Here is a 13,821-nt window from a genome sequence, read left to right as displayed (position 1 = left end):
TGGCCCTAAGTGTTTAGTCCCGGCATTTGATGGATCGGATCAATTTTAAAAAGTTCAGGTTCATCTGTCCACTGTTTGCAGATGAATTCGTAGGGAGTCAGGCCCCTGAGTGTTTTGAGTCTGCGGCCGAAGTTGTATGCAGCAATAAAATCAGCAAGGTGAATGCATAGCTGAGTGTGATCGTCGTAATGGAACCGTTTGACAGTAGCTTCTTTAATCGTTCGGTTCATCCTCTCGACCTGTCCATTGGTCCATGGATGCTTAACCTTGGTAAGACGATGTTCAATGCCACATTCAGTACAAACCCGATCAAAGATGTGCTCAGAGGCGTAGCGATCACAGGTGCGGTTCGTGAACTGGATGCCGTTATCTGTTAGCACCGTATGGATTCTATAGGGCACAGCCTTAACCAGATTGCGCATGAACTCCGCGGCTGCCATCTTACTGGCTTTAGTATGCAATTCAGTGAACGCAAACTTGGAAGTGCGATCAATGGCAACGAAGAGATAAAGCTTACCCTGTGCTGTTTGCATCTCAGCGATGTCGATATGAAAGTAACCAATGGGGTAGCTCTTGAAGCGCTTCCTGACAGGGCGATCACCTTGTACCTCAGGCAGTCGTGAAATACCATGCCGCTGTAAGCAGCGGTGTAACGACGAGCGTGTCAGATAAGGAATACTCGGCTGCAATGCATAAAGGCAATCGTCTAGCGGCAACAAAGTGCGTTTTCGAAAAGCAACAATTGCCGCCTCATCTTCAGGCGATAACACGCTTGAGCGAGGATTCTTTGGGCCGGTTGTAAGATCATCTACTGAAGTACGTTTCTTCCATTTTGCGACGGTCTTTTGATTGATGCCGTAACGCTTGGCTAGCGTTCTTAAGCTCTCTTGACTATTTTGTATTGCTCGACGCACTGCCTGTGTCGTTGTGGCGCTGCTGTGTAGAACTTGTCCCATAGTGCTTCCTTCCATTTATCTGAGAATATTGCACCATTAAAATCTGGGACTAAACACCTAAGGCATCTCAAGTTTTATTGTTGATATAATTTTTTAGTCGTGACGAACTAAAGCCTGAAAACTCGAAAGTGATCAAACTGTGTTAAAGACTAACTGGGAGGTGTAAAAAAAGTATGCACAGCCAACTCCTTATATAGGGAGTTCTGCCAAAGCATTAATAAAGGATTATGGTGGCAGAACGAAAGAGGGTTCGCAGACTAGTCACACAACTAGCACACCATAGGTGTCCCTCTCCCGTCCTACCGCTACGGGAGGGAACGAGAGTACACACAAAACTATTCCTCAGACGAAATAGCCTTGATGCGGTGTGAGACGGTCTGCGACAACCGGCTGGCAAATGTAGGCCAGCAGGCAAAGGATAATCTGAGAGTTTAGAAGTGTCAATGTGGAATTTATGACAAGTTTTTAAAATTCTTATTATTTTTCATTAGATTAACTAAATTATTATTTTAGATATTATATAAAGTTGTAATTTTAAAATTTATCACAAGTTCGTTAAACAAAATGAGCGCCTTGTGACTGAATCAGTTGCCCTACATTTACAGGCATTCCTAACAAGTAACCTTGGAACTGCTGACAGCCTAAACGCGTTAAAATTTCGACTTGCTGCTGAGTTTCCACCCCTTCGGCTGTTACGGTTAAGCCTAACTTTTTCGCCAAATGAATAATACTTTCTAAAATGACTTCTTCTTTTGAGCCCGGTTTTAAATCGACAATAAAACCACGGTCAATTTTAAGCTCATCGACTGGTAAGTCTTTTAAATATAAGAAGCTTGAGTGCCCTGTTCCAAAGTCATCAATTGCGACACGAATGCCCATATCACGCAGCCGCTCACAAGCACGAATGCTTAAGTCGATATGCCGCATTGCAGTTGATTCAGTAATTTCAATAATGAGGTGATGAGGCTTAATTTGGTATTTTTTTAACAAGCCTTCGAGGGTACTAAAGAGCTTTTTATTTTCAAACTGCAAAGCCGATAAATTGACTGCGATTGGATAAAACTGCGTATTGCTACGTTCCCATTCTTGGATTTGCTGGCAAGCTTGCTCAAGCGCCCAATATCCCATTGGAATAATTAAACCCGTCTTTTCCGCGCCACCAATAAACATATGTGGTGTCAGCATACCTAAAGTTGGGTGGTTCCAGCGAATGAGCGCCTCTACCCCACAAATCTCAAGATTGGTATTAAATTTAGGTTGGTAATAAAGAACAAATTGTTTTTCTTCGACTGCTTTATATAAATCATTGATCAGTTTTGACTGACTTCTGGTTTCTTGTTGGTGGGTTGAATAACTAAAGACGGTGTAAGTATTGCGGCCCTGCTCTTTAGACATCAGCATGGCAGCATCGGCATTCATTAACAGGTCTTGAACATTCTGCCCATGTTCAGGGAACAATGCGATGCCAAGGCTTGCCGAAATGTTAATTTCTTTACCGGAAATTTGGTAACTGTCTTGAATAAGCTGCAATACTTTTTCAGCAAGTTGCATTGCCTCTTCAGTATCGGTATTTTCAGCTATTAATAAAAATTCATCTCCGCCAATCCTAAGCAACTTACATTTTTCATTGAGTTGCCAATGTAAGCGATTGGCCATTTGTATAAGCAGTTGATCACCAATGTGGTGACCAAAGGCATCATTTACCGATTTAAAACGGTCTAAATCAATATAAAGAAAAGCAATTTTCTGGTCTTTATAACGATGGTCTGACAGAAGAACTTCTGCGTAATCAACTAAATAAAGTCGGTTTGGTAATTTAGTTAAGTTATCTTGAATGGAGAGATTGGCGAGTTCTTTATTGGCTTTACGGAGTTCTAAATTTCGTTGATTCAGTCGTTGTTCTAGCACGGCGACAATAAAACTCGCGACCAGTACCAGACATGTAACCAGAATAATAGTAAACAGCAACAGGTCATGTTCAGCCTGATATTGGCTCACAAATTTATCGGTAATATTAGTCGCAATGAGTGCCGTATAGTGCATGCCCATAATGCTTAAAGTCATCATGACTGCAAAAGCGAGTTTTAAACTTACTCGATTACGCTCGCTCTCTTTTAATTTATAGGCCAACAAAAAAGCTAGACCTGAACCACTCATGGCAATTAAGACAGAAAATAAAATGAGAAATGAGGTGTAATCTTTCTTATAAATATCAATATTCCAGCCCAGCATACTCACATAATATGAAGCTGAAATACCAATGCCCATAATGACTGAGCTTAAAACCAACCTAAATAATGGTAGTGTAAAACGGGAAGTGAGCCAAATTGCCACACAAGAAAGTACAGCACTAATACCAAAAGAAAGCGTAATTAAAGAAAGATTAGCGTTGGCAGTTTCAAATAAATGATAAGCATGCATGCCAACAATATGGACAATACTAATAGCCGCAGCGAGTAATAATCCATTAAATAATAAAATAAGCGGTTCAATCTTTTGATAGGCTTGCTTAAATATTAATTGCTCCATGGAAATCACAATATAGCAAATAGCGCCAGCCGCAATAAAAGAGCCGACGATCAATGTGCTATCGTAATCAACATGACCCATATTGGACTTCCATGATTATTCAATACTTTTTTTTATTTTGTTCAATTCATTGCACAAAATACAATTAAACACGTTAAAGAAAAATAGTAAATTCGACTTTTTTGGTCAGTTATAAACAATAACATTATCTAACATTTGGTCAAGTATTTTTTACTTTAGAAATCAATAAAGTAAACAAAAATTAAGCATCCAATTATATGAAAAATATAGGATTTCTTAAATCTAGGTCAATTGACCTTAATGATGTTTTTTAAGCTTATTTTAGCTACTCTAAAATAAAAAAACCCTGCATGAAGCAGGGTCTTTTTAAACAATAGAAAAGAGTATTAGTTTTTCTCTTTATCTACGATTTTATTTGCTTGAATCCAAGGCATCATCGCACGTAATTTAGCACCAGTTTGTTCAATACCGTGTGCAGCATTTTGACGACGACGAGCTGTCATAGATGGGTAGTTTAACGCACCTTCTTGGATGAACATCTTCGCGTATTCACCAGATTGAATACGTTTTAATGCATTACGCATTGCTTCACGAGACTGTTCGTTAATTACTTCAGGACCAGTTACGTATTCACCGTACTCAGCGTTGTTAGAAACTGAGTAGTTCATGTCAGCGATACCGCCTTCGAACATCAAGTCAACGATTAACTTAAGTTCGTGTAAGCATTCGAAGTAAGCCATTTCTGGTGCATAACCAGCTTCAACCAAAGTTTCGAAGCCCATTTTAACAAGTTCAACTGCACCACCACAAAGAACTGCTTGCTCACCGAATAAGTCAGTTTCAGTTTCTTCACGGAATGAAGTTTCGATAATACCTGTACGACCACCACCTACGCCAGAAGCGTAAGAAAGTGCAACGTTACGTGCATTACCAGAAGCGTCTTGGTGAATCGCGATTAGATCAGGAACACCTGAACCACGTTGGAATTCAGAACGTACAGTGTGACCAGGAGCTTTAGGCGCAACCATGATTACGTCTAAGTCTTTACGTGGAACAACTTGGTTATATAGAACAGAGAAACCATGAGCAAATGCTAAAGTCGCGCCTTCTTTGATGTTTGGCTCAATCACGTCACGGTAAAGTTGTGATTGGAATTCATCTGGAGTCAAAATCATTACGAGGTCAGCTTGCTTAACTGCTGCTGGGACTTCAGCAACTTTAAGACCAGCGTTTTCAGCTTTCTTCCAAGAAGCTGAACCTGAACGTAAACCTACAGTTACGTCTACGCCTGAGTCTTTAAGGTTAAGTGCATGAGCATGACCTTGAGAACCGTAACCAATAATCGCAACTTTCTTGCCTTGGATGATTGATAAGTCACAGTCTTTATCGTAAAAAATTTGCATTTGTGTTCTCCGCTAAAATACTTTTTAAAAAATTAAATGGCTAAAACTTTTTCGCCACGGGCGATACCTGATACACCTGAGCGAACGACTTCAAGAATGGTGTTTTCTGCAAGCGCATCGATAAAACCATCTAATTTTTCAGTTGTCCCTGCTATTTGAATGGTATAGGTCGTTGGTGTCACGTCTACAATTTGCGCACGGAAAATATCCGCAGTGCGCTTAATTTCGGCACGTGATGCACCTAATGCTTTTACTTTGATTAGCATAAGTTCACGTTCAATGTGTGAACCTTCTGATAAATCAACTACTTTTACCACCTCAACAAGTTTGTTGAGCTGTTTCGTAATTTGTTCGATCTTATGGTCATCGCCATAAGTCGTTAACGTCAAACGCGATAATGTCGGATCTTCGGTTGGTGCAACATTTAAAGTTTCAATGTTGTAGTTACGTTGGCTGAATAAGCCCACCAAACGAGAAAGCGCACCAGCTTCGTTTTCAACGAGTACAGAAATAATATGTCTCATTAAATGCGCTCCCCTTTAGAAATCCACATGTCACGCATAGATTGACCTGCAACCTGCATTGGATAAACGTGTTCGCTACGGTCAACCATAACGTTGATAAATACGCATTTATCATTGATAGCCATTGCTTCTGCAAGCTTAGATTCAAGTTCATCGGCATGATTAATTTGAATGCCTACATGACCATAAGCTTCCATTAACTTGGCAAAGTCAGGTAATGACTCAACATAAGAACTTGAATGACGACCTTCATAGTTCATATCTTGCCATTGTTTTACCATACCTAAAGCACGGTTATTCAAGCACAAGATTTTTACGTTCAAGCCATATTGTTTACAGGTTGAAAGTTCCTGAATACACATCTGAATTGAAGCTTCACCCGTAATACAAACAACTTGTTGGTCAGGGAAAGCAAGCTTCGCAGCCATTGCATAAGGTAAGCCAACACCCATGGTGCCAAGACCACCTGAGTTGATCCATTGACGAGGACGTTTGTACTTATAATAAAGTGCACCAAACATCTGATGTTGACCAACGTCAGAAGTAATGATGGCATCACCATTGGTTACTTTATATAAAGTTTCAACAACCTGCTGTGGCTTCATGGTGCCATCAGATGGGTTTTCATATTTCAAACCATGAACTTTGCGCCATTCATTAATTTGAGACCACCAAGCCGCAATTGCTTCAGGATTTGGTTTAGACACATTTAACTGTTTTAACTGTGCCAACATTTCTTGAATAACAGGCTCTACTGCACCAACGATCGGAATATGCGCCATAATCGTTTTTGAAATGGTCGCAGGATCGATATCGACATGAATCACTTTTGAGTTCGGGCAGAATTTGGCTGGGTTATTTGTTACGCGGTCATCAAAGCGCGCACCAATCGCCAAAATTACATCTGCATGGTGCATTGCCATATTGGCTTCGTATGTACCGTGCATGCCCAACATGCCAATAAACTGTGGATCGTCGCCCGGGAATCCGCCTAACCCCATAAGTGTGTTAGTTACCGGATAACCAAGTAAATGTGCAAGTTCGGTTAATAACGCAGAAGCATTACCTTGTACGACACCACCGCCTGTATAAATAACAGGACGTTTTGCAGTAAGTAATTCATCAATTGCTTTACGAATTTGACCAGAGTGGCCACGTGAAGGCGGTTGATATGAACGCATCTTCACTTTTTCAGGGTATTCGTAGGCAAACTTTTCTGCAGGGTTAGTCGCATCTTTAGGAATATCAACTACAACTGGACCAGGGCGCCCACTTGACGCGATATAGAATGCTTTTTTAATAATTGCAGGGATTTCACTCGCGTGACGGACCTGAAAGCTGTGTTTCACGATAGGACGTGAAATACCAACCATGTCAGTTTCCTGGAAAGCGTCTTCACCAATCAGATGTGATGCAACCTGGCCAGACAAAATCACCATTGGGATTGAGTCCATATAAGCTGTTGCAATTGGAGTTACTGTATTGGTTGCGCCCGGACCAGAAGTGACCAGTACTACGCCAGTCTTACCTGTAGCACGCGAGTAGGCATCTGCCATATGACCAGCAGCTTGCTCATGGCGCACGAGGTAATGATTGATTTTGTCTTGTTGAAATAGCGCATCATAAATATGTAATACAGCGCCGCCTGGATAACCAAAAACATGTTCAACGCCTTCGTCCGCAAGAGCACGAACGAGCATTTCACCACCAGATAAAAGTTCCAACGTGATTCACCCTAAAATTTTTATCACTATTTATGGAAGGCACAAATAGTGTTTCATTCATTGAATTGTCTGCACTGTTATAGCACACATATTGTCTAGTTTTCGTTGCAATAGAAAAATTTCTGTTTTTCAGCCGTATAAGCTGTTTTAACATTAATAAAGCATGTCTGGATATACATACTTTAGTAAAATCAATCTCTCGGCTAGAGAGAATGTCTATTACAAAACATGATATTTATTCGAAGGGTGATCGAGTAAATACATATAAAACTAGAGAAAGCATTTTTGTTGTTTCTATATACAAAGTCAAGAATAAAGAAATGGTTTTTCCATAAAAAGTTTTAGCTGTTGTTTTTTTAATCTAATATTAAGCCGTAAATTTGTTCATTCCCTCTCCATTTTTATTAAAAAAACACTCTTTTTTATATAAAACCATGCATTCTAAATTGCTTATTTATGAACTTTATTTAAATATAGTCAGTATTTTTTGGGGAACATCTAATATGAATTTATCTTATTTAAAAACAAGCTTATATACAGCAATCACCACAGCAATTTTAGTTTGCTCAACTCAAAGTCAAGCCGAGCAATATTATAAATGGGTAGATAAAAACGGCTCGACACATTACACCACGACACCACCACCTAAGGGTGCGAAACATTTGAACAAAGTTTCAACTTACGGTACCCAGCCTTCTGTGAAGAATCCGACATCAAACCCAGAACAACCAGCTCAGACTAAAACAGATAAAGCCGTACCAGAAGCAGCTAACGCCATGCAGGAAAAAACTGCACCTGCAGTAGCAGCTCCATCTGCTGCACCCGCACCTGCTCCATCAGCTTCAGCACCACGATAAGTAAAATGAGAGTGGTGAATACTTTCACCACTCTTCTCGGATTTAAAATAAAGAAGAATAAGTTGGGAAATTTTTATAGCGCATATTAAAAGATAAAATCGTGATCTAAAAACTGACATTTTCCTCTATTTTGCGCTATGCTGTGCAGCAATCTTTCATTTCAATTTTCGTTGTATAGCTTACGTCTATGACTATTTCTCACATTGACCCAGAATATCAAGCAAACACGATTGAACCATCCGTCCAACAAGATTGGGAAAATCGTAAAGTCTTTAAAGTTGCCGACACTGTCGAAGGTAAACATCGTTACATCCTGTCAATGTTCCCTTACCCAAGTGGCAAACTGCACATGGGTCATGTGCGTAACTATACAATTGGCGACGTAATTAGCCGTTTCTATCGTTTAAAAGGCGAAACCGTACTACAACCTATGGGTTGGGACGCTTTTGGTTTGCCTGCGGAAAACGCTGCAATTGCCCATAAAGTTGCTCCGGCAAAATGGACATTTGAAAACATCGCTTATATGCGTGACCAATTAAAAAAATTAGGTTTATCTGTTGATTGGGACCGTGAATTTGCAACATGTACACCAGAGTACTACCACTGGGAACAATGGTTGTTTGTTCAGCTTTATAAAAAAGGTTTGATCTACCGTAAACTTTCAACAGTGAACTGGGATCCGGTTGACCAAACAGTTTTGGCAAACGAACAAGTTGAAAATGGTCGCGGATGGCGCTCTGGTGCATTGGTTGAAAAACGCGATATTCCAATGTACTACTTCCGTATTACGGACTATGCACAAGAATTATTAGACGACCTAGATACCTTACAAGACGGCTGGCCTCAACAAGTGTTGACCATGCAACGTAACTGGATTGGTCGCTCTACAGGTATGGAAATTACTTTCCCATCTGCCAATACCGAAATTTATGCTGACGGCTTAACTGTTTATACAACACGTGCTGATACGCTTATGGGCGTAACATACGTTGCTGTTGCAGCAGAACACCCTCTTGCGCTTAAAGCTGCTGAAAACAACCCTGAATTAGCTGCATTTATTGAAGAATGCCGCATGGGTTCAGTTGCAGAAGCTGACTTGGCAACAGCCGAGAAAAAAGGCATGGCAACAGGCTTGTTTGTAAAACATCCTGTCACTGGTGAAGAGCTTCCTGTCTGGATCGCAAACTACGTATTAATGTCTTACGGTTCTGGCGCAGTAATGGCTGTACCAGCACATGACGAACGTGATTTTGAATTTGCAAACAAGTTCAACTTGCCAATTAAACAAGTGATTGATGCTAAAGGCGCTGACGATGCAGACTACTCTGCAACTGAATGGCAAGAATGGTACGGTTCTAAAGAAGGTAAACTTGTTAACTCTGGAGAGTTTGACGGTTTAGAATTCCAAGCTGCGTTTGACGCATTCCTTGCGAAATTAGAGCCACAAGGTTTAGCAAATTCTAAGGTTCAATTCCGTTTACGTGACTGGGGTGTTTCTCGTCAACGTTACTGGGGTTGTCCAATTCCAATGATTAACTGTGATACTTGTGGTCAAGTCACAGTTCCAGAAGACCAACTTCCGGTTGTATTACCAACTGACGTTGTTCCAGATGGTTCAGGTAACCCGCTTAATAAAATGCCTGAATTCTATGAAACGAAATGTCCTTGCTGTGGTGGCGATGCACGCCGTGAAACAGATACATTGGATACATTCGTAGAGTCATCTTGGTACTACGCACGCTATGCGTCTCCAGACTTCACTGGCGGTATGGTTAAACCTGAAGCAGCTCAAAACTGGCTTCCTGTAAACCAATATATTGGTGGTGTTGAACACGCGATTCTCCACTTACTTTATGCACGTTTCTTCCACAAATTAATGCGTGATGAAGGCGTTGTACAAGGTAATGAACCATTTACTAACTTGTTAACTCAAGGCATGGTGCTTGCAGATACATTCTATCGTGAAGCGGAAAATGGTAAGAAAACTTGGTTCAACCCTGCTGACATCGAATTAGAACGTGATGAGAAAGGTCGCATCATTTCTGCAAAATATTCAGGTGATGGTCAAGAAGTTATTATCGGCGGACAAGAAAAAATGTCTAAGTCGAAAAATAACGGTATTGACCCACAAGCAATTATCGATCAATACGGCGCAGATACAGCACGTGTATTTATGATGTTTGCTGCTCCACCAGATCAATCTTTAGAATGGTCTGATGCAGGTGTTGAAGGCGCAAACCGTTTCTTGAAACGTGTATGGCGTCTGGTAGCAAGCTTCCTTGAAAAAGGAAACGCTGCAACTGCAATCGATACGGCAAACTTGTCTAAAGATGCTCAAGATTTACGTCGTAAGACTCACGAAACGATTCAAAAAGTAAGTGATGATATTGAACGTCGTCATGCATTCAATACTGCAATTGCCGCGTTAATGGAATTATTAAATGCAAGCAATAAGTTTGAAGCAAAAGATGATAACGACGTTGCTGTAGAACGTGAAGCAATCACAACATTGTTAACGTTACTTGCTCCATTTGCTCCGCATTTAAGCCAGACTTTATTGGCTCAGTTTGGTACGGACTTAACAGAAGCAACTTTCCCTGAAGTTGATGCTTCTGCGTTAACACGCAATACCCAAACGATTGTTGTACAAGTAAATGGTAAACTTCGCGGTAAACTTGAAGTTTCTGTTGATATTTCTAAAGATGAATTATTAGCTCAAGCTAAAGCGTTACCAGAAGTTCAACAGTTCTTAACAGGACCAACTAAAAAAGAAATTGTGGTTCCAAAAAAATTGGTTAACCTCGTGGTTTAATTACAGGTATTAATGAGAGGATCAAGCATGCACTTAGCCCAACGTTTAGCCGCTGTTGTTTTAACCTTAGGCCTTAGTGCAGGCTTAGTCGGGTGTGGTTTCCATTTAAAAGGAACTAACCCGACTGCGACTCCACTTGTTTATAAAAAGTTGAGCCTTGAGTTACCGGCAAAAACCGATGACTTAGAAACACAATTAAAAGTGTACTTAACAGCAAATGGCGTTCAGCTCACCAATGACAACGACGCCTATGTTCTTCATGTTTTAGAGTACACGCCTCGTCGTCAACTTCTAAATGGTAAGCTTACAGAAGTTCTATTACGTCTGACTGTGACTTTCCAAATTGAAGACCGTCAAGGGAATAAAATTACCGAGCCACGTACTTTAACCGCAGCTCGTAGTTATCAATATGACTTGGCAACTGTCAACACTGAAAACCAGCAAGAAGGTTACTTGCAACGTATTGTGATTGATGACATTGCTCAGCAAATTACTCGTCAAATTTCAGCTAATCGCTTACCAAAAGCTCAACCATAAGATTTATCTATTCTTTAGTAATGAAACTTGACTACTTACAAGCCCTTAAACGCATTCCGGAAGCTCGGGGTGCGTGGATCCTGCATGGTCAGGAACCATTACTTGAACAAAATTTACTAGATACTTTCCGTAAAAGCTGGCAGCAACAAGACATTGAAAGACAGCGCTATGACATTAGTAGTGTGAGTGACTGGAAAAATGTGTTCAATGCCCTGAACAGCTTGTCTTTATTTTCACAGCAACTTGCTATTGAAGTTCACGGCAATATCAAGCCCGATGCAAATGGTTTAAAACAGCTTAAAAGTTATATTCAGCATAATGAAACCAACCTGCTGTTAATTGTTTTACCCAAACAAGATAGCAGTAGCTTAAAGTCTGCTTTTTTCCAAGTTGTTGAAGCAAACGGCGTTGTTGTTGCTCTTACTGCAAACTATCCGCAAGACCGCCAAAGAATTTTAGCTGCTGAAGCAGAAAAGCTCGAAATTCAACTCGACAATGACGCTTGGCAGTGGCTCATGCAACATCATGAGCACAATTTACTCGCTGCTAAAAATAGTTTGATGCGCGTAAGAGATACTTTCCCAGACCAGAAACTGATTCAAATTGAACAGTTATACGCTTGTTTGCAAGATCAGTCTCGTTACACCACTTATGATTTAAGCGATGCTTTATTAGAAGGCAATCTTGCTCAGTCTATTAAGATTTTCCAATATTTAATTGGTTCGGGTGAACCAGAAAGTCTGATCTTATGGACATTAAGTAAAGAAATGCGTTTATTAATGCAGTTGTTTGAACAGCCACACAATGCATTGCAACTCGGTATTTGGAAAACCAAAGTTAGCTTATATCAACAAGCTTTAAGAAGACTCAATCCACAGCAATTTCTGGGATGGTCTGCTCTACTCTTGCAAATCGATGCAGCAATTAAAGGCATGTCTAATGAAAATGCCGAACATTTAATGCAACAAGCGATTGCCGAGTTGTGTGGGAAAACATTATTTATACAATAGAGCGGCCAAATCCTTTGTCTGCTTTGTTGAAATATCATAAAAATTCACGTTTTATCCTCAATTGACTCTTATACTAATTAAAATTTTAGACTTTTCGACCTCTCGCCATGCCAAAAATAAAGCCCATTAAACTCGTTATTATTGTCGTCTGTATAGCCGTTATTGCTGCATTAGCTTGGAAGTTTTTTAAACCTAAACAGCAGCAGCCTCAATATATTACAGCTGAGGTAACTCGCGGAGATATTGAGAATAATGTACTTGCAACCGGTACGCTTGATGCAACCAAGCTCATTAGTGTCGGTGCTCAGGTATCCGGTCAGGTTAAAAAGATGTATGTGCAGCTTGGTGATCAAGTGAAACAAGGTCAACTTATTGCACAAATTGACTCAACCACCCAAGAAAACAGTTTAAAAACATCTGATGCCAATATTAAAAACTTAGAGGCACAGCGCCTTCAACAAGTGGCATCTTTAAATGAAAAGCAACTCGAATATCGTCGTCAGCAACAAATGTATGCTCAAGATGCGACACCTCGTGCAGATTTAGAGTCAGCTGAAGCTGCTTATAAAACAGCCCAAGCACAAGTCAAAGCATTAGATGCACAAATCGAGTCTGCGAAAGTTACTCGTTCAACAGCACAAACAAATATTGGCTATACCCGTATTGTTGCGCCAACTGATGGTACCGTTGTTGCGATTGTGACTGAAGAAGGCCAAACCGTAAACGCGAACCAAAGTGCTCCAACGATCGTTAAAATTGCAAAACTGCAAAATATGACGATTAAAGCGCAGGTAAGTGAAGCGGATATCATGCGAGTAGAAAAAGGTCAAAAAGTCTACTTCACTACTTTAGGCGATGACAGTAAGCGTTATGCGACATTACGTCAGATTGAGCCAGCACCAGATTCAATTTCTAGTGAGTCAAACAGTACTACAAGTTCAACCAGTAGCTCAGCTGTCTACTACAACGCTTTATTTGACGTTCCAAATACAGATGGCAAATTGCGTATTGATATGACTGCTCAAGTTTATATCGTATTAGATTCAGCAAAAAATGCCTTACTGGTTCCATCTTCTGCCTTAAGTAGCAAACAATTTTCTGGTCAGAAAAAACCTGGTCAGTCAGCAGATAAAGCAGCTTCAACTCCAAATGCCGAAAGAAAACATTCAGGTAATGGTGCCCGTTTAGAACGCTTAAACTTAACTCCTGAACAAAAACAACTTATTGAACAAGGTAAAGCAACCTTGAGCGTAGTTCGTGTTTTACAAGCAGATGGTACAACTAAACCAACACAAATTTTGGTAGGTATTAATAACCGTGTAAATGCACAAGTACTTGCCGGATTAAAACAAGGTGATCAAGTTGTAATTGCGGATAGTTCAGAAAACTCTGCTGCCTCTGCAAATAGTGGTAATAACCGTCGCCGTAATGGTCCAATGGGAATGTAA

Annotated in this window: 10 protein-coding genes; 5 read left to right on the top strand and 5 right to left on the bottom strand. The window is 40.3% G+C overall.

The window, feature by feature from the left end; translation table 11 throughout:
* Positions 1 to 5: 5 nt before the first annotated feature.
* The 5 genes from CSB87_RS12380 to CSB87_RS12360 all read right to left on the bottom strand — a co-directional run bounded on the left by CSB87_RS12380 (position 6) and on the right by CSB87_RS12360 (position 7,157).
* Complete coding sequence (locus CSB87_RS12380; protein ID WP_006582413.1) at positions 6 to 956, bottom strand: IS481 family transposase; 951 nt, start codon at positions 954 to 956, stop codon at positions 6 to 8.
* 555 nt (positions 957 to 1,511) lie between these two features.
* Entirely contained in the window at positions 1,512 to 3,566 is a 2,055-nt protein-coding gene (locus CSB87_RS12375; RefSeq protein ID WP_006582193.1) for an EAL domain-containing protein, read from the bottom strand.
* A 326-nt stretch (positions 3,567 to 3,892) separates the two neighbouring features.
* The gene (gene ilvC, locus CSB87_RS12370; RefSeq protein ID WP_006582194.1) at positions 3,893 to 4,909 is read right to left on the bottom strand and encodes a ketol-acid reductoisomerase; all 1,017 of its coding nucleotides are present in this window, start codon (positions 4,907 to 4,909) and stop codon (positions 3,893 to 3,895) included.
* Positions 4,910 to 4,941: 32 nt separating this feature from the next.
* Positions 4,942 to 5,433 carry an acetolactate synthase small subunit gene (gene ilvN, locus CSB87_RS12365; protein WP_001215920.1) on the bottom strand — a complete coding sequence of 164 codons (492 nt, stop codon included), beginning with the start codon at positions 5,431 to 5,433 and terminating at the stop codon, positions 4,942 to 4,944.
* Positions 5,433 to 7,157, bottom strand: coding sequence for an acetolactate synthase 3 large subunit (locus tag CSB87_RS12360; protein WP_106105076.1), 1,725 nt, complete (start codon positions 7,155 to 7,157; stop codon positions 5,433 to 5,435). Before CSB87_RS12360 ends, ilvN begins: the two co-directional genes overlap by 1 nt.
* 503 nt (positions 7,158 to 7,660) lie before the next feature.
* On the opposite strand from CSB87_RS12360, the gene CSB87_RS12355 reads away from it, so the two are divergent.
* The 5 genes from CSB87_RS12355 (at position 7,661) to CSB87_RS12335 (ending at position 13,821) form a co-directional block, all read left to right on the top strand.
* Positions 7,661 to 8,014: a DUF4124 domain-containing protein gene (locus tag CSB87_RS12355; RefSeq protein WP_004883279.1), complete on the top strand. Its 354-nt coding sequence runs from the start codon at positions 7,661 to 7,663 to the stop codon at positions 8,012 to 8,014.
* A gap of 187 nt (positions 8,015 to 8,201) precedes the next feature.
* A complete protein-coding gene (gene leuS / locus CSB87_RS12350) occupies positions 8,202 to 10,826 on the top strand; it encodes a leucine--tRNA ligase (RefSeq protein WP_006582195.1) in 2,625 nt (874 codons plus the stop codon).
* A gap of 27 nt (positions 10,827 to 10,853) precedes the next feature.
* Entirely contained in the window at positions 10,854 to 11,363 is a 510-nt protein-coding gene (lptE, locus tag CSB87_RS12345) for an LPS assembly lipoprotein LptE (RefSeq protein ID WP_002053498.1), read from the top strand.
* A 20-nt stretch (positions 11,364 to 11,383) separates the two neighbouring features.
* Positions 11,384 to 12,373 carry a DNA polymerase III subunit delta gene (gene holA, locus CSB87_RS12340; RefSeq protein ID WP_002053357.1) on the top strand — a complete coding sequence of 330 codons (990 nt, stop codon included), beginning with the start codon at positions 11,384 to 11,386 and terminating at the stop codon, positions 12,371 to 12,373.
* A 107-nt stretch (positions 12,374 to 12,480) separates the two neighbouring features.
* Entirely contained in the window at positions 12,481 to 13,821 is a 1,341-nt protein-coding gene (locus CSB87_RS12335) for a MacA family efflux pump subunit (RefSeq protein WP_002053440.1), read from the top strand.

The sequence above is a fragment of the Acinetobacter sp. AR_0276 genome, assembly GCF_003000705.1.
Lineage (GTDB): Bacteria > Pseudomonadota > Gammaproteobacteria > Pseudomonadales > Moraxellaceae > Acinetobacter > Acinetobacter nosocomialis.
This window is presented reverse-complemented; position numbering and strand designations above follow the sequence as displayed.